This window comes from Streptomyces wedmorensis, from assembly GCF_000716445.1.
GTDB lineage: Bacteria > Actinomycetota > Actinomycetes > Streptomycetales > Streptomycetaceae > Streptomyces > Streptomyces wedmorensis.
Window position 1 is genome coordinate 14,442 of the sequence record NZ_JNWK01000080.1, and the last position, 21,122, is coordinate 35,563.

Consider the following 21,122-nt stretch of genomic DNA (forward strand, 5'->3'; position numbering starts at 1 on the left):
TGGAAAGCAGGGAACATGTCCGAGCGAGAGCCGAACCTGGATGTCGACGTCGAGATCCGCGACGACCGCACGGCGGTGCTGACCGTGGAGGGTGAGCTGGACATGGAGACGGCCGGCCGGCTGGAGGACCTTCTGACCGAACAGTTCGGCCAGGGGCGGCGCCGTCTCGTGCTGGACCTGGCCGCCCTCGGCTTCATGGACTCCTCGGGGCTGAACGTCCTGATCAGGGCGGTCAACAGGGCGCGGGAGATCGGCGGCGACCTGTATCTCGCCGCGCCGACCCCGGCGGTGCGCCGCATCCTGGAGATCACCGGCGTGACGACGACGATCCCGCCGCACGACGGCGTGGCGGACGCGCTGGCCGCGGCCGGCGGTGCGAGATAGCGGACGGGTGGCCCGGTCCCCGTGCACGGGACCGGCCCAGGGAGAGGAAAGAGGAGGACCGTGCACGAGATCGCCGAGATCGAGCAGGCGCTCCGCCGGGCGGCTCCGCACCGGCTCGTGGGGGTCGTCGAGGACGCCCTGAGGGAGCACTGCGGAGTGCGGCGGGTGGAACTCCGCCTGGCCGACTACGGTCTGCGGACGCTCCAGCTCGTCGGGCACGTCTCCGGGGCGGATCCGTCGGTGCCGATCCACGACAGTCCCCAGGGGCGCGCCTTCGGTGCCCAGGAGCCGCACGTCGTCCGGGAGCCCGGGGCGCTCCGGCTCCACCTGCCCGTCACCGTCCGCGGGGACCGGCTGGGGGTGCTGACGGCCGAGCTGCCCCTGGAGGCCGACCTCAGGCCGCTGCTTCCGGGGCTCGCCCAGGTCTGCGAGGCACTCGGCCACGAGATCCTGGTGGCGGAGCGCGACACGGACCTGTACGTCCTGGCGCGGCGTGCGACGCGGCTCACGCTCGCGGCGGAGATGCAGTGGCAGCTGCTGCCCGGCCGTTCCTGTGCCCGTCCCGAGTTCGCCCTCGCCGCCCATCTGGAGCCCGCCTACGCCATCTTCGGCGACAACTACGACTGGTCGGTCTCGGACGGCCGGCTGACCCTGACGGTCACCAACGGCATGGGGGAGGGCATCGAGGCCGCCCTGCTGACGAACCTCGCGATCAACGCGCTCCGCAACGCCCGCCGGGCCGGCCTCCCGCTGGCGGACCAGGCCGTGCTGGCCGACCAGGCCGTGTACGCCCAGTACCGAGGCGAGGCCTTCGTGTCGGTGCTGCTGCTCTGCTTCGACCTGGCCACGGGCGAAGTGGAGGCCGTGGACGCCGGTTCGCCCCGTCTGTGGCGGCAGCGGGGGCAGGCGGTGGAGTCCGTCGGCTTCGAGGCGCAGCTGCCCCTCGGCATGTTCGAGGACACCGTGTACGTGCCCGAGCGGTTCGCGGTGCGGCCGGGCGACCGGCTGCTGTTCGGCAGCGACGGCGTGTACGAGGCCGTCTCGCCCGCGGGGGAGAGCTACGGGGACCGGGCGCTGGCCCGCGCGCTGCGGGGGACGCGCCTGCTGCCGCCCACGCACGTGCCGCAGGCGGTGCTCCGGGAGCTCGCCGCCCACCACGGCGGCAGCCCGCTGGAGGACGACGCCCTGGTCGTCTGCCTCGACTGGCATGGCACCGTGTAAACAGTTGCCGTGTAGCAACTGTATCCTTGGGGCAACACCTGGCGGGGTGACCGGAAGAACGCCGCCAAGGACGATCAGAGGTGGCAATGAGGACATGGGGTGTGCGCCCGGCCGGAGCCGGCGTCGCGGCCGGCGTCGCGCGGGGATCAGGCCGAACTGACGTCCTTCAGCGGCGTGCGGGACGGTGACGAGGCTGCCGCTCCACCCCTTCCCACGGCCTCGTGGAACCCGGCGAGCCCCCGCAGCAGCGCCTTGCGGCTCGTCGGCGACATGTCCGCGATGACCGCGAGCAGGGCCTCCTCGCGCTGGGCCCGGAGGTCCCGCAGGTACGCCTTGCCGTGCACGGTCAGGTGCAGCTCCAGCTGTCGACGGCTCACCGGGCTGGGCAGCCGCTGCACGAAGCCCAGCGCCTCCAGCCGGTCGCACATGCGGCTCACCGAGGGCGGTGCGGAGCCGAGCAGCTCGCCCAGGGTGCGCAGGCTGATGCCCTCCTCGCGGTCCAGGCTGTACAGCACGCGCAGCTGACTCGCCGAGACGGGTGTCGACGACACCATGTCCCGGCCGCGCTCCCACAGCACCTCCAGCAGCTCGATGAGCTCCCGGGCGGACTCGGCCGTCCGCTGCGGTTCCCGCGGCGGCGGGGCGTGGTTGCTGCTCATGCCTGCCGACCCTCCTCGGACGTCCCGGGCCGGGGACAGCGGCCTTGCGACGGACCGGTCATCTCTACATCTCTCCAGAAGGCGGTACGGATCCGGTGGATCGACACGAGACGGTGGAAGGCGCACTGCGCGGGGCGGCACCACACCTCCTCCTGGACTCCCTCCGTACCAGTCTCGCGTACCTGTACGCCGCGACCTCCGCCGACCTGCTGCTCGTCGACTACGGATTCACGACCCTGCGCCCCGTGGAGCCCGTCCAGACACCTGCCGGGATGCCGCACGCGCCCGTGGGCGCGGGCCCCGCCGGCCGCGTCTTCCACACCCAGCAACCATATCTTTTCCGTGATGTCGGGCCCACGGCGACCGTTTACCTTCCCGTCACGGTCCGCGGCGACCGGTTCGGCGTCCTGGTCGTCGTTCTGCCCGCCGACCGGTCCACCCCGCAGACCACCGCGAGCCTCGCCCGGGTCGCCGAGACCCTCGGGCACGCCCTGCGCGTCGCCGACCGCCACACCGACCTGTACCGCCGCACCCGCCGGACGCACGCCCTCAGCGTCGCGGGGGAGATGCAGTGGGACACCCTGCCGGGCCGGGCCTGCGCCGGACCGGCCTTCGACCTCCACGCCCACTGGGAGCCCGCCTACACCTCCGGAGGACACCTCCTGGACTGGAGCGCCACCGAGCGGGACCTGGTGATCGTCGTCGCCGACGCCGCCGGCCCCGGCACCCCGGCCGCCCTGGCGAGCACCCTCGCCCTGACGGCGATCCGCAACGCCCGGCGGGCCGGGCTCGACCTGGTGACCCAGGCCAGCCTCACCGACCAGGCGCTCTACGGGCAGTACCGCGGCGAGCACCCGCTCTCCGCCCTGCTGCTCCGGCTCGACCTGACCACCGGCGAGGCCGAGGTGGTGGACGCCGGATCGCCGACGCTCTGGCGTGTCCGCTCCACCGTGACCGAGCGCGTCGAACTGGACCGCCAACTGCCCCTGGGCATGTTCGAGGACACCGTCTACGCCCCCCAGCGCCTGCGCCTCCTGCGCGGCGACCGGCTGGTCTTCGTCGCCCACGGCACCGGAGAGCCGACGGCCGGCGACGGGCACGACGCGCCGGACGGTCCCGTCGCCCGCGCCCTCACCGGCGCACGCCGCCGGAAGGGCGCGGACGTCCCCCGGGCCGTCGTACGGGCGCTGCGCGGGACACCCCGTGGCGCGCCGGACGCCGTCCTCGTACTCTGTCTCGACTGGCGCGGCCACGGGGCCGGGACCCCGGACGAGGGACGGCTCGGGGGGCCACGCCGACCGCGCAGGCATCCCCTTGACGGACTGTCGGCGGGTGTGTGATCCGCGTTGCGGGCGGTGTGGGAACCATGAAGAGGGGAAAGGCGGGTACGAGGAGCCCAGCCGCCGACCCAGGACGAGGGGAGTACCAGCGCCATGACGGACGCGGTCACCGCGGAGCGCACGGTCCCGGAGCCCCTGCTGTCCGCGGGTGCCGTCTACGGCGACGCCTCCCGCGGCGGGGCGATCGCCTCCGCCCGCGACTTCACGGCCGAGTTCCTCGCGGCCGCCCCCACCGTGCTGCCCGGACCGGTCGGTGAGGAGCGCGTCGAGCTCGCGCAGCTGGTGGTCAGCGAACTGGTCACCAACGCGATCCGACACACGGCCGGCCCCTGCCGGCTCCTCCTCGAACTGGGCCGCGACATCCTGGAGATCTCGGTCTTCGACCAGGAGGACGCCGCCCCCGTGTCCCGCGGACACGACCCCCGCCGCATCGGTCAGCACGGCGTCGAGATCGTCGTCGCCGTCTGCGAGAGCCTGACCGTGGAGCCCGCCCCGCAGGGGAAGCGGGTCCGCGCCCGTCTCTCCCTCCTGCCGGAGTACGCCGCCACGGCGAACCCGCCGGACCGGCGATCGCGCTGACGCACCGGCACCTCACCGGCGTCCCCGGGCGCACCACGGCCCCTGGGGACGCCGGGGGCCGTGATCCGGCGGCCGGTCACCGGCGGTCGTCCGCCCGGCGGCGGGCCCGGCGTTCCAGCGAACGCCGCTCGGCCTCGGTCAGGCCGCCCCACACGCCCGACGGCGGGTGCGGCTGCGCCAGGGCCGAGCGCAGACACGGTTCGCGTACCGGGCAGCGCCGGCAGACCCTCTTGGCCTCCTCCTCCTGGGCGAGGGCGGGGGCCCCGGTCCCCACCGGGAAGAACAGATCGGGGTCGACCTCCTGGCAGGCCGCGGCCGCACGCCAGCCGTCCATGTGAGCCTCCTGGCACATGAGTGGGGATGGGATTCGTGTCCCCGTTCGCCTGACCGTTCGTCCGTCCGTGAAACCCGGGCGGCACCGCTCCGGGGCGTCACCGGGGCCCTCGCCGCGGACCGCGGGGGACGGGCGCGACGCTCCACCACGCCATCGCCACACCGACACCGAACACCAGGACCAGCATGACCGTCACGACGGAATCCTTCCGGGAGCGGACCGCGTTCGAGGATCCGACTGACCGCGAACACCACGCCGAAACGCCTTCCTCCGCGCCGGTGCTCCGGCTCCGGGTGCGGTGCCCGGCCCGGCCGGCCCCGCGGCGGACCGGACGGTTCTCGTCCGCACCGCCGCCCGAAGGCCGCGTCCCGTGAAGTACCTGTGCCGGAATCGTGGGGGCGGTGCGGGGAGGGCGGGGCGTACCGGAAGAGGGGGGTTCACTTGATGTGCGGCGCCCACTGCGGAAGGGTGGACGGACGAGCTGTCGTCGAGTGGGAAGGTGGCGGGCCACTACGCGCGGGCCACGCTTATGACTGTTTTCGAAGACGAGTCCGGCCGCTCCCGGGAGACCGCGGGAGCGGGAAGCACCTCCTGGATCGGGTCGCCGCATCCGGCGGTGGTGGCCGACCGCGATGGCGGCGTCGTGGAGTTCAACGCCGCCGCGGCCGACCTCTTCCCGCGGATGGGGGTCGGCAAGTGGCTGGACGAGGTCGTCCCGCGATGGCTCGCCGACGCCCACCAGCGGCTGGCCCACCCGGCACGCGCACCCGCCGCCGCGGCTTCGGCACGGACCCGCCCCGCCCCGCTGCGCGGCAGACACGACGGCCGGCTCCTGAGGGCCCACCCCACCGAGTCCGGCCACGGCGACGTGGCCTGGTGGCTGGTCGACGACTCCGACCTGACGGCCGCGCAGGACGCCCTGCGCACCGAACGGGAGCGCCACGCGATCCTGGCCGAGGCGTCCACCCAGCTGCTGGCCTCGCTCAACCCCGACCGCTGCCTGGAGAAGGCGGCCCTGCTCGCCGCCGACCACCTCGGCGACGCGGCCCTCGTGATCTCCCCGCCCGTACGGAACCGCTACACCGTGGTCACCGCCATGGGCGGGGGATTCGAGCGGACCCAGCTCACCCTGGACCCGGCCCTCGTGCCTGGCCTCGCCGAGGCGCTGCAGGGTTTCCCGCCGGTGCCCGCCCGCTGGATCGACCCGGCCGAACTGCCGTCCTGGGCCGTGCCCGAGGGCTTCGGAGGGACCCCCGGGTCCGTCGCCATCACCCCGCTGCCCGGCCACGGCGTGCCCGCGGGCGCCCTGATCCTGCTGCGGCGCGGCGGACAGCGGGCCTTCGACGCCTCGGAGGAGCTCTTCGCCCGGCTGTTCGCCGCCCGCGCCGGCGCCGCCCTGTCGGCCGCGCGCCTCTACGCCGAGCAGGCCCGCATCACGCGCGCGCTGATCGCCGAACTCCTTCCGCCCCGGCTCCACCACGTCGACGGAGTCGACTTCGCCGGCGGCTACCGCACCTCCCAGGACACCGAGCGGATCGGCGGCGACTTCTACGACGTGCACCCCGGCACCGACGACGGCCAGGAGACGCTCGCCGTCCTCGGCGACGTGTGCGGCAAGGGGCTGGACGCCGCCGTGCTCACGGGCCGGATCCGCAGCACCGTGCAGGCCCTGTTGCCCCTCGCCGGCGACCACCAGAACGTCCTGCGGCTGCTCAACGGCGCCCTGCTGACCGCCCGGCACACCCGCTTCGCCACCCTGGTCCTGGCCTCGGTGCGGCGCACGGGCGGCCGGGTGCGGCTCCGGCTCACCAGCGCCGGCCACCCCCGCCCGCTCGTCCTGCGTGCCACGGGAGAGGTGGAGGAGGCGGACACCGGCGGGACCCTGGTAGGCGCCCTCCCCGTGGTCACCAGCCGGTCGGCGACCGTGGACCTGTCGCCCGGCGAGACCTGCCTGCTCTACACGGACGGGATCACGGAGGCCCGCGGCGGGCCGCTCGGCTCGGCCATGTTCGGCGAGGACCGGCTGCGCTCCGCGCTCGCCGAGTGCGTGGGGCTCCAGGCCGAGGCCGTCGTCGAGCGCGTGCAGATGATCGCCGGGGACTGGGTGGGCCGCGGTCCTCACGACGACATGGCGGTCGTCGCCATCACCGCGCCGCACACCACCCATCTGTCCGCGGTGAACGGCCACACCCGGGGCAGGTACACCGCATGAGCCCGCAGACCACCATCTCGACCACCTCGACCGCCGACCTCGCCGCCACCCGCCGACAGCTGTGGGCGGCCCTGGAGGCGAGGGACGAACCGGCGGCCACCGCCGCCGTCCTCGGCGCCCACGACGCCGGGGTCCCGGCCGAGGACCTCCTCCTCGACGTGATCGGCCCCGTCCAGGCCAGGGTCGGCGCGGAATGGGCGACCGGCCGCATCGGGGTCGCTCAGGAGCACGCCGCCACGGCCATCCAGGACCGTGTCGTCGCCGCCCTCGCCCACCGCACGGCGGACGGGACCGGTGCCCGGCCGGAGACCGGGGAGACGCCCCGGCGCGTCACCGTCGCCTGCGTCGACGGCGAGTGGCACGCCCTGCCCGCCCGTCTCCTCGCCGAGGTCCTGCGCGGCCAGGGCTTCCTCGTCGACTACCTCGGGGCGCACGTCCCCACCCCCCACCTCATCGCTCACCTGCACCAGACCGGCACGGACGTCGTCGCCCTCTCGTCCTCGCTGCCGGTCCGGCTCCCGACGGCCCACGCCGCCGTCACCGCCATCCAGGCCATCGGGCTCCCCGTCCTCGTCGGCGGCGCCGCCTTCGGCCCCGACGGCCGCTACGCCCGCCTGCTGGGCGCCGACGGGTGGGCGCCGGACGCCCGGGCCGCCGCCCGTCTCCTCGCCGCCGGCCCGCCGCGGGCGCACGCGGCCCGGCCCGCCGGAGAACTGCCCCATCTCGCCGACCAGGAGTACACCCTGGTCACGCGCGCCCGGACACAGCTGGTCCGCCAGGTCCTCCAGGGCCTCGAGGACGCGGTCCCGGCGATGGCCTCGTACACCGACCGGCAGCGGGAGCGGACCGCCGAGGACATCGCCCACATCGTCGACTTCCTCGGCGCGTCCCTCTACACCGACGACGCCGAGCTGTTCACCGGCTTCGTCACCTGGACCGCCGGGATCCTCCGGTCCCGCGGCGTCCCGGGCGACGCCCTGGTCGCCGCCCTCGACCTGCTCGCCGACGCCCAGCACGATTTCCCCCGCGCGCGGGCGCACCTCGCCGCCGGGCGCCGCGCCCTCCTCCGCGTACCCGCCCCGCCCACCCCAGGACCCCGCTCGTGAGCACCCCCGGCCACCCCTTCGAAGCCAAGGCCGTCGCCGCGCCCGACGGAATCCTGTACGTGACGCTCGCCGGCGACCTGGCCTGGGACAGCGCCGACGAGCTGCTGGACGCGGCCCGGGCCCACCTCGACCCGGCGACCGCCCCGGCGGACCTCCGCGTCGACTGCGCCGGACTCACCCTGTGCGACTCGACGGGCCTCTCCGCGCTGCTGGCCCTCCACCGGCTCGCCGAGGCCGCGGGCGTCCCGCTGCGCCTCGACCGCAGACCGCCCTTCCTCGACCGGCTGCTCCTCCTCACCGGCACGTACGAGCACCTGACGGGCCGGTCCGAGACCGCCGGGCCCGACGGCGACACCCCGAGCGGCGCGGCGGAGGGCCCTGGTCCCGCCGGTCCCTGACGGCATTTCAAGACCTTCACCGCATCGTGACACCATCGGCGCATCCGCCACGGCGGCACGAGGTGTAACAGGGACGGGACGGGTCAAGCGGACACCGCACCCGCCCGCTGACAGCCTCTCAGTCGGAGGACCCCATGCCCCAGCACCCCGTCGCGCCGCTCCCCGCTCCGCGCGTCCTCACCCGGCCCATGGCCATGGAACTGCTCACTCCGGACGTGGCGGTCCGGATCGACACCACCGTCGGCTACGACTCCCGCGACCCCCACGCCCTGAGCATCGCCTTCCACCTCCTCGGCGAGGACACGGTGGTGTGGCGCGTCGATCGCGAGATGATCCTCACCGGATCGCTCCAGCCCGCCGGCGACGGCGAGGTCCGGCTCCGTCCCGCGCCCGACGGCGGACTCCTCCTGCGGCTCGGGCGGGCGGGACAGCGCGCCGTCGTCAGGTGCGAGCAGGAGGCACTCGGCCGCTTCGTGCGCGACACCTTCGTCCTGGTGCCGCAGGGCACGGAGGAACGCCACATCGACTGGGGACCGCTGCTCGCGTCCCTGAGGCGCTGAAGTGCGGTGCGCCGGAACGTCGTACGGGGCCGAGACGAGCGTTGCCATCGACCGGGAGGAAGGAACCGACCCAGAACACGTGAGGAGTCGGTGGGTGTGATCGCGAGAAGTCCGGGTAGGCGAGCAGCCTCGGGGACATGCGTCCCGATGAGGAACACACGTGAAAGGGCAATGGTGTGACGGTCACCACGATGTCGGTCGCGGGAGTCGAGTCCGGAGCGGGGACGCTGCCGCAGATCCCGGACACGTCGGCGATCGCACCCAAGGACGCGAGGGCCCTGTCGAAGGTCTTCTTCCAGGAGCTCGCGACGCTGGAGGAGGGGACGCACGAGTACCAGTACGCGCGCAACACCCTCATCGAGATGAACATGAGCCTGGTCCGCTACGCGGCCGGGCGGTTCCGCCACCGCGCCGACGAGATGGAGAGATCAAGCGCTTCTTCCGGGACACCTCCTGGGCGGTGCACGTACCCCGCCGGCTCCAGGAGGCGCGGGTGGAGCTGGCCAAGGCGACCGAGGAACTCGGCACCCGCCTCGGCCGGACGCCGACGGTCAAGGAGCTGGCCGACCTGATGAGCCTCACCGAGGAGGAGGTCACCGAGGCGCGGCTGGCCTCCAACGGCTACAACTCCTCGTCGCTGGACGCCGCCCTCAGCGGCGAGGACGAGGACGGCGACGCCTCGCTGGCCGACTTCATCGGCAGCGAGGACCCCGCCATGGCGCTGGTGGAGGACTTCCACTCGCTGGCCCCGCTCATCGCCGACCTCGGCGAGCGGGACCGCCGGATCATCCACCTGCGGTTCGTGGAGGAACTGACCCAGGCTCAGATCGGTGAACGGCTGGGCTGCTCGCAGATGCACGTCTCGCGGCTGCTCGCGCGCACTGTGAAGCGCCTGCGCGAGGGCCTGCTGGGCACCGGCGCCGGCTGATCCGGCCGGCCCGCACGGCTCCGGGGTCCCGCGCCGGACACGCGTCCGGCGCGGGAACCCCGGAGCCGTTCTCATGCGGGCGGGTGCTGGCCCCGGCCCACCGGAGGGCCTGCCAGCGGTGTGGGCGAGAGCGCCGACGGCTCCTCTCCCGGTTCCAGGAGGGTGTCGGCGGCGCCCACGATCAGGGGATCGGGCCGGCCCACGGCCTCGGCGTCCTTGTTGGCGTAGTCGATCCGCCACAGCAGATAGCGCATCGCCTCCAGCCGCCCCCGGCGCTTGTCGTTGCTCTTGACGACCGTCCACGGCGCGTCGGCGGTGTCGGTCGCGCGGAACATCTCGATCTTCGCGGCGGTGTACGCGTCCCACAGGTCCAGCGAGGCCAGATCCGTCGGCGACAGCTTCCACTGGCGGACGGGGTCCACCTGCCGGATCGCGAACCGGGTGCGCTGCTCTGCGCGGGAGACCGAGAACCAGAACTTGACCAGGACGATGCCGTCCTCGACCAGCATCGACTCGAAGGCCGGGCACTGCCGGAGGAAGAGCGCATGCTGCTCCTCCGTGCAGAAGCCCAGGACCTTCTCGACACCCGCGCGGTTGTGCCAGGAACGGTCGAAGAACACGATCTCGCCGCGCGCCGGCAGGTGCGGGACGTACCGCTGGAAGTACCACTGTCCCGCCTCCCGCTCGGTCGGCTTGTCCAGGGCGACGATCCGCGCCCCACGCGGGTTCAGCCGCTCCGTGAAGCGCTGGATCGTGCCGCCCTTGCCCGCGGCGTCCCGTCCCTCGCAGATCACGACCAGCCGGGCCCCCGTCTCCTTGACCCAGCGCTGCAGCTTCAGCAGCTCGATCTGCAGGATCCGCTTGGTCCGTTCGTACTCCCGGCGGCGGACCTTCCGGTCGTAGGGGTAGTTCTCGCGCCAGGTCCGGACGGGTCCCCCCTGCTCGTCCAGCAGGACGGGCTGCTCCGGCTGGCTGGTGTCCACCCTCAGCCCGGCCAGCAGGCCGTCGGCGGGGTCGTCGGAGTCGCTCATGTGTCGGCCTCCTTCGGCCGGGGCGGCGGGGCCGGGGCCGTCCCGGCCGTCGTCGTGAGTGCTCATGGGGTCCCCTTGCCCCGTCGGCGGACCGACACGAGCGTGACAGCCGACACATCACCCGGACGGCGCGGTCGGGGCGGTGGGCGCCCCGCCCCGCGGAACGCCCTCGGGCCCGGCGGATCCCGCTCGGACGAAGGTCACGGTCACCCGCTCGAAGCCCAGGCCCCGCAGCAGTTCCCGCAGCATCGCGGCGGTGTTCCGTTCCGCCCGGGACGTCAGGTCGGACTCGCGGGCCGCGTCGCCGATGCGCCGGGCGGCGAGGACGTGGACGGCCTGCTCGCTCGCAGGGTTGTCCGAGAAGAGGTCACCGATCCGGTCGAGCAGACCGCGCTGCTTCGACACGGCGTACGACCGCTCCGGATCGAGAGCCGGGTCGGCCAGCCGGGCGTGCGGCAGCCGGAGAGTGGCCTCGGTGCGGTCGGCGTCGACGGTCACGGCGTCGTCCCCGAGGCCGCCGAGGTCGACGTAGGAGGCGACGCTGCCGCTCGCCACGTACAGGGTGCGGGTACCGCGGATCGCGTCCGGCAGGAGCCGCGCGTCGTGCTCCAGGTCGACCACCACCTGGTAGGTCCCCGCCGCCCCCTCGTACCGGCTCAGGTCCTGGACGGACTTCAGGACGGCGGGGCCGGAGCGGTCCTTCACGTCCGTCCCGAGGACGTCCATGCCGGGGATCCGGAGCAACTGGCCGATCAGCATGAGGGCGACGGCGAGCACGAGCAGGACGACGGCGGCGAGGGGCCACCTCCCTCCGGGGCGCTTCCACGAACGGCGGGCCGGCGCGGGGCTGTTCTCGGTCTCTTCTCCCATGCGGGCCGGATGCCCGAGTCCGCCGCGCTCACACCCGACTCCGTCCGAAACGAGCTCTGTCGGGGCACGAGGGGAGGGTGGTTCGGAGGTGAGTACCCCGGCGGACCGCAGGGCATGCGGTCCCCCGGCGGGGGTACGCGGGATTCGTTCGCACGAGGACACCAAGGGGAGGAGACGGCTCATGTTCGGTCGGAGAGCGTCGAAGGGACGGGGCGGTGCACCCGCCGGAGGGGACGGGGACGACGGGAGAGACGCGGAGGGTGCGGGCGGCGTGGCGCCGGCCGACGGGAGCCCGGAGCGGAAGGATCCGGACACCGCGACGTCCCGGGCCGCGGTCCCGGTCCGGCGCGGCCCGGGGCGGTTCGTGCGGGCGCTCGTCGCCCTCACGGCCCTCGCGGGCATGGTGGCCTTCGCCGTGGTCCTGGCCCGGCTGACGCTGGAGGCCTCGCCGGCCTCCGTCCCCCTCACCCACAGCAACCTGACGCCCGGGCGCTCCATCGAGGCCTACCTCGGCCGGCCCGCGTTCGTGGACACCGTCAAGCAGCTCGGGGGCAACATCCTCCTCGGCGTCCCCTTCGGGATCCTGCTGCCGCTGCTGTCCCGCAAGGCCCGCGGCTTCCTCCGTGTCGCGCTCCTCACCGCGGCCACCATGCTGCTCGTGGAGCTCGTGCAGGGGGCGCTCGTCACGGGCCGCGCCTTCGACATCGACGACGTCCTCCTCAACACGACGGGAGCACTGCTCGCCTACATGACCGTCGGCCGACGGCTGGGCCGGGCCGTCCACCCCCGCCCCCACCCCCGCTGGTGGCAGCGCCGGCGCCCGGACCGCACCTCGGCATGGAAGCGTGGAACCACCGCCACTCCGTCGAAGTGACCGTGAACACGGAGGCCCAGGGGCGAGCACCGCACAAACAGATATGGACTCGTCTGTGACGGACGACGTCCCTGTCCTGAGTGGGAGTGGGACTGCGCGTGGTCCTGAAGGTTGCGTGCCGTGGCAGAGCGGTCCGATGCGATCGTCGTGGGGGACGGCCCCTCCGCGTCGAGTGACGGAGACGGGGCGGCCTTGCCCCTGTCTGTCTCGCGGGTTCGAATCCCGTCGGCACCGCAACCGTGCTGGGCCGGCCGAGAGCGATGCGCTCCCCCTGGGGCCGGCCGCAGTGGAACGCCGACGACCCTGCGTGAGGGCCCGGATCGGTCGACGTGATCGGTCAGGGCCCGACGCCTTTCGGATCAGGCCGGGATGCGGGCTCCCGCGCCGCTGACCCTGATCCGCCGGTCACCCGCCCGCAGTTCCACCGTCAGGACACCGGGACGTCCCATGTCCTCACCCTGATGAAGGGTGAGGACTGTCGCCTCCGGCACGAGTCCGAGCTCGCGGAGGTACGCGCCCAACGCGGCGGCCGCCGCCCCGGTCGCCGGGTCCTCCACCACCCCGCCCACGGGGAACGGGTCGCGCACGTGGAAGATCCCCGCATCGGCGCGCCACACCAACTGCACCGTCGTCAGGTCCAGCCGGTGCATCAGGGCCTCCAGGCGAGCGAAGTCGTACGCCAGGAGGCCCAGGCGCTCGCGGGTCGCGGCGGCCAGGATCAGATGGCGGGCGCCCGCGAAGGCGACACGGGGAGGAAACGCCGGATCGAGGTCGCCGGCCGGCCAGTCGAGGGCGGCGAGTGCCTCGGCCAGGTCCTCGGCCGCGATCTCCTCGACGTACGGCTCGACGCTGGTGAGCGTGGCCAGCAGCGCGCCGCCCTCCCGCGTCACGGTGACCGGCACGATCCCGGCGGGCGTGGTGAACACCAGGTCCCCGGGGCCGATGCGCTCACCGAGGGCCACGGCCGTCGCGACGGTGGCGTGCCCGCAGAAGGGCACCTCCGCCTTGGGGCTGAAGTAGCGGATGGTGTACGCGCGCCCGGCGTCCGATGCGCCGCCGGAACCCGCTTCGCCGGACGGAGCCGACGGAGCCGCTGTCAGGAACGCGCTCTCGCTGTAGCCGACGTCGGCGGCGATCGCCAGCATCTCCTCGTCGCCGAGGCCCGTGGCGTCGAGGACGATTCCGGCGGGATTGCCTCCCTCGGGATCGTCGGAGAAGGCGGTGTAACGCAGGACCTCGGAGGTTGCCCGTACGGAATTCATGCCGGGGGAACGGCACACGGCCTCGGTTTGATTCCCCGGCTCAGGGGCCATGCCGGCATCCCGTACCCGCACAGCTCCCAGCCGCCGCTGATGGACAGCGCGGATCGGGGTACACGGGCGGGCATGCCGACGAAGACCGAACGCCTCACGCCCTTGCGGGCCGCCCCGGGCCACAAGCCCGCGCACGCACGCGTCACACCGCCTTGGGCCACGCGCGCGTCAGGCCGCCCCGTGACGCGTAGCCGCTCCACGCCACACGAGCGCCTGAGATCGGGACCGCGACGCACCGACTCTTCACCGCGGCCCGATGCCATGTCAGAAGCCTTTCGGAGCACGGTCATCACGGAGGATGAGGGAAGCAGAACGACGCCCACACTCCGTCCCGCGCGAGGAGCCCCTATGACCACCTTCGTCGTCACCGTTCCCGGCACGTTCACCTCGGACATCACCGACTCCGAGCGCGCCGCCCTCGAACGGGAGCTGGCCCCCCACCACACTGACGTGAGCGAGAGCGAAGGCGTGAACCTGCTGACGCTGAACGAGGACGGCACGTTCGCCATCCGGCTGGAGGTCGAGGCCGCCGACCGTTACGAGGCGAAACTGGACGCGACGAGGCTCGTCTCGGCCGCACTGGGGGAGGCGGGAATCGCGGAAACCGACGCCCCGCTCGCGCCGCCGGCCGTCACCGGCATCGACAGCGATATCTGACGTACCGATGAGCGGTCGCCCCGGCTTACACGGCCGATGCGGGGGCATACGGACAGCACCCTTCGAGAGGAGCCTGTTCATGCTTGGCATAGTTGCGGCGGTGCTGTTCTTCATCGCCTTCCTGATCAACGCGGCGGTCATCAGCACCAACGACACGTTCTCCTCGACGAACGTGATGCTGCTCGGGCTGACTGCCCTGGCTCTGCAGGTGGCGGGCATCGGTGCCGGCCGGGGCGTCGGACGGCGTTCCTGACTGCCGTGCCGGGCGTCGTGAACGGCGGAGGGACCACCAGGACGCGCCTCGGCCACCTGTGACGGTTAGGGCCTGTCCGGCGGATCAGGGCCGGACAGGCCCTGGGCGGCGGTAGCCGAGAGGCACCCCGTCATGGGGTGGAAGGTCCGATCATCCTGGTCTGCCAGCTTCCGCCGTCCACCTGGTACACCGTCAGTCGGCGGTTGACGGGGTCGCCGCCGTTGAAGGCGACGCGGCCGGTGACGCCGTCGAAGGCCAGCTGCTCGACGGCTCGCGGCAGTTCCGCCCGGATGCCGTCGGCGAGTGTGCCGCCCTCCGGCTTCGCGACGGCCTTCACCGCTTCGATGAGGGCCCAGGTCGCGTCATAGGCGTAGGGGCCGTACCAGCCGGGCGGCTGGGAGTAGCCCGCTTCGCCGTACCGGGTCAGGAAGTCGCGTCCCGCCGCCGAATCCGTCGCGGGTGCGCCGATCTGGGTCGCGAGGTCGCCGTCGGCCCGAGGGTTGCCCGTGAGGTACTGCTGGTCGAAGATGCCGTCGCCACCCATCAGGGGGATGTCCACTCCCGCCTGCTTGAGCTGCTGGGACAACGGTGCCGCGGTGTCGTAGTAGCCGCCGAAGTAGACGGCTTCGGCGCCCGAGGACCGCACCCTGACGGCGAGGCCCGCGAAGGAGCGTTCCGCGGGATCCACCTGCTCGGTGCCGACGACGGTCCCCCCGAGCTTCTTCCACTGGGCCGTGAGGCCGGAGGTGAGGGCGGTGCCGTGGCTGCTCGCGTCGTCGACGACGTAGAGCTTGGTCTTCCCGGCCCCGTGCAGGTACCGGGCGGCGAACGGCCCCTGGTCGACATCCGTGCCGATCGTCCGGAAGTAGGTGGAGTACGGACGGACGCGGGTGCCCGACGCCCAGCCGGGGCCCAGTGTCAGGGCCGGGTCGGTGTTGCCCGGTGACACGTTGACGACGCCCGCGCGTGACAGCGCCGGCACCAGAGTGCGGGCGACGCCGGAGTTGAGCGGGCCGACCACCCCCACCAGTTTGTCGTCGGACACGAGCCGGGCGGCGTTGGCCGCGCCCTTGGCGGGGTCGGCTTCGTCGTCCACGGCCGTGATCTCGAAGGTCACACCGGGGACGTGACCGGTTTCGTTGGCGGTCCTGACCGCCAGTTCGGCGGAGTTCCTGATACCGGCGCCCATCGAGGAGAGTCCGCCGCTGAGGGGTGCGTCCACCCCGATCCTCACCGTGACGGAGGACGCCGCCGGCCCGCTGCCCCCCGCCCCGCCGCCGCTCCGTGCGTCGTCGTCGCGGGTGAGGGACCAGGTCAGGAAGGATCCCGTGGCGAGCACGGCGAGCGCCGTGCCCAGGACCGCGGAGCGCCGGGTGAGACCCCGCCCTCCCGCGGACACCCCGTCTCCCCGCTCCGATCGAGCTGTCGCGCCGAGCGTGCGCCGCTGCTCGTCCGGGGTCACGACGACCGGCGGGGCCGTCGGTCGGTCCGGCACGGGGTGACGCGGGGGGCCCGCGTCGGCCCCGGAGGAGTCCGGGACCGTGGGGGTCGCCACGGAAGGTGCCGACGAGGGAGCCTGCTTCGGCATCGTCGGGGCGGAGGAGGGCTCCACCGCCGCGTCCGGTGCCGGATCCGCCGTCGGACCGGGGGTCGGAACCGGTCGGCTGTCCGGCTCGGATTCCCGTGCGGGGCCGTGCCCGTGGGGCGCGTCGGGGAGGGACGGGGCGGACATCAGTACGCCCCTGAGCATCTCAGCCGCTTCCGCGGCGCCCACGCGTCGTGCCGGGTCCTTGGTGAGGAGGGCGTCCAGCACGGGCGCGAGCGGGCCGGCGTGGACCGGCGGCCGGTGCGGGCGGGTGAACACGGCCACCGCGAGGGCGTGGAGACCCTCCGCCTCGAACGGGGGGTGCCCCTCGACGGCGTGGTACAAGGTGGCGCCGAGCGCCCACAGGTCGTTGGCCGGGGTCGGGCGCTTGCCGTCCAGCTGCTCCGGCGGCATGTACTGCGGCGTGCCGATGACGATCCCGCTGTGGCTCAGCTTGGTCGTGGCGTCCGCGAGGTGGGCGATGCCGAAGTCGGTCAGGACGACACGGTCCTTGGCCAGGAGCACGTTGTCCGGCTTGATGTCGCGGTGGACGATCCGAGCCTCGTGCGCCGCGGTCAGCGCGTCGAGGACGGCGGCGCCGATCTCGGCCACACGCCGTACGGGCAGTCGGCCACGGCTGCGGATCGCGGCGGCCAGGGACTGGCCACGGACCAGCTCCATGACGATGACCGGGGCACCGTGATGCTCCACGACGTCATGGACGGTGATGACCCCCGGATGGCTGAGAGTGACCGCGGCGCGCGCCTCGCCCGTGAACCGCCGGAGCAGCGCCTCACGGGCGTCGTCGTCCATGCCCGGTGGGAAGAGGATTTCCTTGACGGCGACTTCGCGTCCGAAGAGCTGCTGGTCAAGACCACGCCAGACCCGGCCCATGCCGCCTTGGCCGATACGTTCGACCAGTTGGTACCGGCCGGCGATGAGTTCGTGGTTCTGCTCGGTCACGCGCACACTCTAGGTCCCGATGAGCCGAGCAGGTGACGGAAAGACGGCTTGATCACGCCCTTCGCGGCGAAGGCGGCGTTCTCGGCGGTCCGCCTCCGGTGGACGGCCGCCCGCTCCTTGACCGCGTCGGGCGCGGAGGCGGCCACGACCGTGGCCGCCGGGCTCCGGTGTCGGATCACCGTCCGCGCCCAAGGAAAGGACGACTTACGGCGAGGTGGACCGCTCCGGGGAGCGGAGCACGAGCAAGGTGATCTCGCTGGGGGCGAAGACGCGGAAGGGCGGGCCCCAGAAGCCGGTGCCGCGGCTGGTGTAGAGGAGGGTGCGAGCGCCGTGGTGGCTGAGGCCTGCGACGACGGGCTGGTCGAGGCGGACCAAGTGGTGGAAGGGCCAGATCTGACCGCCGTGGGTGTGGCCGGAGAGCTGGAGGTCGATTCCGTGGGCCGCCGCCCGGTCGACGAACTTGGGCTGGTGGGCGAGCAGGAGGACGGGCAGGTCGGGATCGGCGCCCTGGAGGGCTCCGGCGAGGTGGGCTCGGTGACCCGCCAGTCCGGAGGACTCGGCGGTGACGTCGTCGACACCTGCGACCACGAGGGTGTCACCGCCGCGTTCGAGCAGCAGATGACGGTTGCGCAGCGGCTCCCAGCCGAGCTCGTCCATCAGGTCGACCCAGCCCTGGGCCTCGCTGTAGTACTCGTGGTTGCCGGTGACGTAGACCCGGGCCCGCGTCGCCCGCACGGTGCCCAGGGGAGCGGCCTGGGCGCGACGGCGTTCGGCCGTGCCGTCCGCGATGTCACCGGTGTGGCACACCAGATCGGCTTCCAGGCCGTTGACCGTCTCGCAGACCCGTGCCGACCAGCGGGCGCGGTCGAGCGGACCGTAGTGGGTGTCGGTGATCAGAACGACCCGGGTGCCGTCCAGCCCGGCTCCCAGACGCGGGAGCGGCACGTCGAGTCGGCGCACGCGCGGCACGCGTCGGGCCTCGGCGTACCCCCATGCGAGCAATACGGCGGCTGTGCAGAGGACGGTCCAGGTGACGATGCGCGCCCGGTCCTGTCCGTCACCGACACCGGCCACGGTCAGGACGAGCCGCAGCGGGACACCCAGCAGAACGGACCAGGTGAACAGGACCCAGATGCCGCCCAGCAGCGTGTCACCGACGATCGCCGCCCGGTCCTGCTGGCGGCGACCGTGGCCGCGTGCCATCGCAAGCGGCATTCCGGTCAGGCCGAGGGCGAAGAGCGCGGTGCCGGTCAGTGCGACGGGGAGCGGCCAGCGCTGACCGGTGTGCAGGAGAACCCAGCACGGCACGGCCCACAGCAGGAGGGGGGCGATCAAGGGGAGGTAGCGCATCAGGCGCCGCAATCGGCTCCGTGAGGCTCCTTGCGCCTCCTGGGCGGCGGATCGGGTGTTGCTGATCTCTGTCACGCTTCCCCTCCTGAGGTCCGGTCCGGCGGACCGTGCGAGTGGCGGCGCCGGGTGACGGCAGCGGCACATTCGTCGTGCCGGCCATCCGCCGGTGGCCTCGACCCGAGCCGCCGCCCACGCCCTGATTCTGCTCCTGCCTTGCTTGCCGGAGTCTCTTGGACCCCATTGTCCGCCGTGGGGGACCGGGCGACCCGCCGCGCAGGTCGTCACCCCGCGGCCACGACCGGTCTTCCCCCACTGCGCGGCAAAGGACGCCCTGGCCCCCCACCGCATCCTGAACCCCGGCGTCCTGCTCGACCGACAGGACGAGGTGGGAGGACGGCGGTGGGGCCGTGCCGCCATGTGTGCTTCGCCTTCGTGGGGCGGGGTCCCCGCGAGGGCGGGCGGCCGGCACCCGGCGCCGCGGGTCGCCGTCATGCATCCGTCCCGGACATCGGAGTGGCCCCGGGGAGGGCGAGCGGCGTGGTTCCCGCATCTTCCGGCGCCACTTCCTGGGGTCGGCGCAGGTACGGCAGTGGGCCCCTGTACGTGTCCGACTACGGCGGCAACCGGGTCGTCGCCCTGCCCACGAGAGGCGGAGATCAGACACCCGTGCCCTTCGAGGGTCTCGTACGGCCGACGGGCATGGTCTGGGACGCTTCGGGCCGCCTCTACGTGTCGGACACCGGCAACAACCGCGTGGTCGTGAGGGCGGGGTACGGCGGTGGCCAGTCCACCGTCCCCACCGACGGCTTGTCGCGTCCCCTGGGGCTCGCCCTCGATCGGGCCGGGAATCTCTACGTCGCCGACGGCTTCAACAACCGGGTGGTCCGCGTCCAGGAGACGGGCGGTGGTCAGACCACCCTCCCGACCACCGGCCTGAACACGCCGACGGGCCTTGCCTTCCCACCGATGGGCACCCGCCCCTGAAACACCACGATCCGGACCTTCAGGTCATCGCGGTGCGCGACAGGGGCATCGGCCGGTTCCGGCTCCTGTCGGACTGCCCACGAGCCGCGGGCAGGGGCTTCTCGGCTCCTCGCGGAGGGACTCGTCGGTCCTGGCCGCTACGGGGCCGGTCGTCCCGGGGTGCGGGGAGCGCGGCCCACCCGCCGCGGGCCGGGACGGGCGGGCCGTGCAGGGGTGTCGACAGGGTTCAGTTCCGGGCGTTCAGTTCCGCGACGATCGAAGCCGGTGTGTGGCCGCTGCCGTCGGACACCCGGTGGAAGTCGACCGAGACGAAGTTCGGGTCGCGACCGCCGGCCGCCGGGCGGCACTGCCGGTCGATGCGGTCGCGCAGCTTGGTTCCGTTGTCGAGGGCGGCGTTGATGACCGTGGGTACGTTCCGGTGGTGGCTCATGGTGAAGAGCCGCCGGAAGCCCGGCTCCTGACGGTCCAACGGCACGTCGGGCCACCGGCTGACGCAGGAGAGGTCGTTGCCGAGGTCTCCGAGGCTCCAGAAGTTGCTGACGGTCCAGGCCTTGTCGTACATGACACCCAGGTGTTCACGGTCGGGCGCGTCGCTGAAGACCAGCAGGCGCTTCCCGGAGCCGACGAGGTCGGTCATCCTCGGCCACCCCTGCCGGCGCACGTTCCACGCGTCGGGCCGGAAGAGCAGCTGGTCGAGGCCGCGTACCCGGCCGAGCGAGTTGCCGAGCTGCTGGGCGCTGACGTAGTCCTCCAGGAAGACGGTCACGACTTCCTGGGGGTTCGCCGTGAGGAAGTCCACCACGGTCTGCATGCTGTTCTGGAAGGACTGCCGGGGCAGGGCGTACGTGACCCCGGCGAAGGTCTTGCACTCGCCGTGGCAGAGGTAGACGTCGCTCGGGTAGCAGTCGCTGCCGAAGCTGATGACGCAGAGCCACGTGCTGCGCTCGTACCAATGGGCGTCCAGGCTGAGGCCGCGCACCCCGTTGTCGAGCTGGTGGCGTATCGACTCGGACTGGGAAACCGAAGTCCATCGCGAGTCTTCGTAGTTGGTGAACGCGTTGTGGGTACCGAGGAAGGAGACCTCGTCGAGCCGCCGATCGCCCCAGCGTGCCCGGGCCTGGGCCACGGCCGTGTCGTTCGCGTTCGACGCCGCCGCGGACGCTCGGGTCGACGCGGGGGGCGGCGCGGCGCTGGCCAGGGCCGGTATGCCGAGGAGGCTCACCAGAAGGAGGAGGACCACGGAAAGCCGTCCGGCTCTCCGTGGCGAAGCGGTCCCGACCGAGCGCGGTCCGAACCGTGGGCCCACGTCTGGGTGGGCACTCCGGGGTGACATGTCCATGATTGGCATGCGGGGAGCGTAACGGTTCGACGGTCGATTCGGTCCTATGGGGAACGCAACGGCCGACATTGCGCGACGTGTTCGTGCTTCATGGCCCCTCGCGTCATCCAGAACGACGGGGGACGGGCCGCGGCAGCCGAGGCGGGCGGAGTTCAGGCAGGAAACGCCTTCCGCCACGCGTG

The 21,122-nt window shown here is 73.0% G+C and carries 21 protein-coding genes, 1 tRNA gene and 1 pseudogene; 14 read left to right on the forward strand and 9 right to left on the reverse strand.

Going from position 1 to position 21,122, the window contains the following annotated elements; genetic code table 11:
• The first annotated feature begins 15 nt into the window (after positions 1–15).
• Together OO54_RS37590 and OO54_RS37595 are read left to right on the forward strand one after the other, a co-directional pair.
• Positions 16–384 carry an STAS domain-containing protein gene (locus OO54_RS37590; RefSeq protein WP_033211477.1) on the forward strand — a complete coding sequence of 123 codons (369 nt, stop codon included), beginning with the start codon at positions 16–18 and terminating at the stop codon, positions 382–384.
• Positions 385–444: 60 nt separating this feature from the next.
• Positions 445–1,605 carry a PP2C family protein-serine/threonine phosphatase gene (locus tag OO54_RS37595; protein WP_033211478.1) on the forward strand — a complete coding sequence of 387 codons (1,161 nt, stop codon included), beginning with the start codon at positions 445–447 and terminating at the stop codon, positions 1,603–1,605.
• A 146-nt stretch (positions 1,606–1,751) separates the two neighbouring features.
• Here the strand turns inward: OO54_RS37595 and OO54_RS37600 are convergent, their stop codons facing one another.
• Positions 1,752–2,264 (reverse strand): MarR family winged helix-turn-helix transcriptional regulator, encoded by a 513-nt coding sequence (locus tag OO54_RS37600; RefSeq protein ID WP_033211479.1) that lies wholly within the window; start codon positions 2,262–2,264, stop codon positions 1,752–1,754.
• 95 nt (positions 2,265–2,359) lie between these two features.
• On the opposite strand from OO54_RS37600, the gene OO54_RS37605 reads away from it, so the two are divergent.
• Together OO54_RS37605 and OO54_RS37610 are read left to right on the forward strand one after the other, a co-directional pair.
• Positions 2,360–3,604: a PP2C family protein-serine/threonine phosphatase gene (locus OO54_RS37605; protein WP_234439242.1), complete on the forward strand. Its 1,245-nt coding sequence runs from the start codon at positions 2,360–2,362 to the stop codon at positions 3,602–3,604.
• A gap of 93 nt (positions 3,605–3,697) precedes the next feature.
• Entirely contained in the window at positions 3,698–4,183 is a 486-nt protein-coding gene (locus OO54_RS37610; RefSeq protein ID WP_033211481.1) for an ATP-binding protein, read from the forward strand.
• Between the two features lie 76 nt (positions 4,184–4,259).
• On the opposite strand, the gene OO54_RS37615 is transcribed toward OO54_RS37610, so the two are convergent.
• On the reverse strand, positions 4,260–4,517 hold the full coding sequence (locus tag OO54_RS37615) for a WhiB family transcriptional regulator (protein WP_033211482.1): 258 nt from the start codon (positions 4,515–4,517) through the stop codon (positions 4,260–4,262).
• Between the two features lie 529 nt (positions 4,518–5,046).
• Here OO54_RS37615 and OO54_RS37625 point away from each other — a divergent pair.
• The 5 genes and pseudogenes from OO54_RS37625 (at position 5,047) to OO54_RS42005 (ending at position 9,721) form a co-directional block, all read left to right on the forward strand.
• Entirely contained in the window at positions 5,047–6,729 is a 1,683-nt protein-coding gene (locus OO54_RS37625; protein ID WP_033211484.1) for a PP2C family protein-serine/threonine phosphatase, read from the forward strand.
• Positions 6,726–7,835 (forward strand): cobalamin B12-binding domain-containing protein, encoded by a 1,110-nt coding sequence (locus OO54_RS37630; protein WP_033211485.1) that lies wholly within the window; start codon positions 6,726–6,728, stop codon positions 7,833–7,835. Before OO54_RS37625 ends, OO54_RS37630 begins: the two co-directional genes overlap by 4 nt.
• Positions 7,832–8,233: an STAS domain-containing protein gene (locus tag OO54_RS37635; RefSeq protein WP_051787720.1), complete on the forward strand. Its 402-nt coding sequence runs from the start codon at positions 7,832–7,834 to the stop codon at positions 8,231–8,233. Before OO54_RS37630 ends, OO54_RS37635 begins: the two co-directional genes overlap by 4 nt.
• A gap of 134 nt (positions 8,234–8,367) precedes the next feature.
• Positions 8,368–8,793 carry an SsgA family sporulation/cell division regulator gene (locus OO54_RS37640; protein ID WP_033211486.1) on the forward strand — a complete coding sequence of 142 codons (426 nt, stop codon included), beginning with the start codon at positions 8,368–8,370 and terminating at the stop codon, positions 8,791–8,793.
• Between the two features lie 191 nt (positions 8,794–8,984).
• Positions 8,985–9,721, forward strand: a pseudogene (locus OO54_RS42005) (sigma-70 family RNA polymerase sigma factor).
• Between the two features lie 71 nt (positions 9,722–9,792).
• On the opposite strand, the gene ppk2 reads toward OO54_RS42005, so the two are convergent.
• Both ppk2 and OO54_RS37655 read right to left on the reverse strand, forming a co-directional pair.
• Entirely contained in the window at positions 9,793–10,752 is a 960-nt protein-coding gene (ppk2, locus tag OO54_RS37650) for a polyphosphate kinase 2 (protein WP_033211488.1), read from the reverse strand.
• A gap of 117 nt (positions 10,753–10,869) precedes the next feature.
• Positions 10,870–11,622, reverse strand: coding sequence for a DUF4230 domain-containing protein (locus tag OO54_RS37655; protein ID WP_399523960.1), 753 nt, complete (start codon positions 11,620–11,622; stop codon positions 10,870–10,872).
• 271 nt (positions 11,623–11,893) lie between these two features.
• On the opposite strand from OO54_RS37655, the gene OO54_RS37660 reads away from it, so the two are divergent.
• Positions 11,894–12,496 (forward strand): VanZ family protein, encoded by a 603-nt coding sequence (locus OO54_RS37660; protein ID WP_106970176.1) that lies wholly within the window; start codon positions 11,894–11,896, stop codon positions 12,494–12,496.
• Between the two features lie 115 nt (positions 12,497–12,611).
• Positions 12,612–12,730, forward strand: a tRNA-OTHER gene (locus OO54_RS46140).
• A gap of 125 nt (positions 12,731–12,855) precedes the next feature.
• Here the strand turns inward: OO54_RS46140 and OO54_RS37665 are convergent.
• The gene (locus tag OO54_RS37665) at positions 12,856–13,758 is read right to left on the reverse strand and encodes a PhzF family phenazine biosynthesis protein (protein WP_033211490.1); all 903 of its coding nucleotides are present in this window, start codon (positions 13,756–13,758) and stop codon (positions 12,856–12,858) included.
• A 399-nt stretch (positions 13,759–14,157) separates the two neighbouring features.
• On the opposite strand from OO54_RS37665, the gene OO54_RS37670 reads away from it, so the two are divergent.
• Both OO54_RS37670 and OO54_RS46580 read left to right on the forward strand, forming a co-directional pair.
• Positions 14,158–14,466: a hypothetical protein gene (locus OO54_RS37670; protein WP_033211492.1), complete on the forward strand. Its 309-nt coding sequence runs from the start codon at positions 14,158–14,160 to the stop codon at positions 14,464–14,466.
• Positions 14,467–14,545: 79 nt separating this feature from the next.
• On the forward strand, positions 14,546–14,719 hold the full coding sequence (locus OO54_RS46580; protein WP_167348169.1) for a hypothetical protein: 174 nt from the start codon (positions 14,546–14,548) through the stop codon (positions 14,717–14,719).
• A gap of 130 nt (positions 14,720–14,849) precedes the next feature.
• Here OO54_RS46580 and OO54_RS44460 read toward each other — a convergent pair whose 3' ends face one another.
• Genes OO54_RS44460 through OO54_RS37680 form a run of 3 tightly spaced genes read right to left on the reverse strand, consistent with a single transcriptional unit; the run spans position 14,850 to position 18,692 of the window.
• Positions 14,850–17,267 (reverse strand): bifunctional serine/threonine-protein kinase/ABC transporter substrate-binding protein, encoded by a 2,418-nt coding sequence (locus OO54_RS44460; RefSeq protein ID WP_157856588.1) that lies wholly within the window; start codon positions 17,265–17,267, stop codon positions 14,850–14,852.
• Positions 17,264–17,446, reverse strand: coding sequence for a hypothetical protein (locus tag OO54_RS46145; RefSeq protein ID WP_157856589.1), 183 nt, complete (start codon positions 17,444–17,446; stop codon positions 17,264–17,266). Before OO54_RS46145 ends, OO54_RS44460 begins: the two co-directional genes overlap by 4 nt.
• A 25-nt stretch (positions 17,447–17,471) precedes the next feature.
• Positions 17,472–18,692, reverse strand: coding sequence for a metallophosphoesterase (locus OO54_RS37680; protein ID WP_033211494.1), 1,221 nt, complete (start codon positions 18,690–18,692; stop codon positions 17,472–17,474).
• A 462-nt stretch (positions 18,693–19,154) separates the two neighbouring features.
• Here OO54_RS37680 and OO54_RS42770 point away from each other — a divergent pair, with 462 nt between their 5' ends.
• Complete coding sequence (locus OO54_RS42770; RefSeq protein ID WP_234439215.1) at positions 19,155–19,601, forward strand: NHL repeat-containing protein; 447 nt, start codon at positions 19,155–19,157, stop codon at positions 19,599–19,601.
• Positions 19,602–19,827: 226 nt separating this feature from the next.
• Here the strand turns inward: OO54_RS42770 and OO54_RS37690 are convergent, their stop codons facing one another.
• A complete protein-coding gene (locus tag OO54_RS37690) occupies positions 19,828–20,841 on the reverse strand; it encodes a PI-PLC domain-containing protein (RefSeq protein WP_051787724.1) in 1,014 nt (337 codons plus the stop codon).
• Positions 20,842–21,122 lie beyond the last annotated feature (281 nt).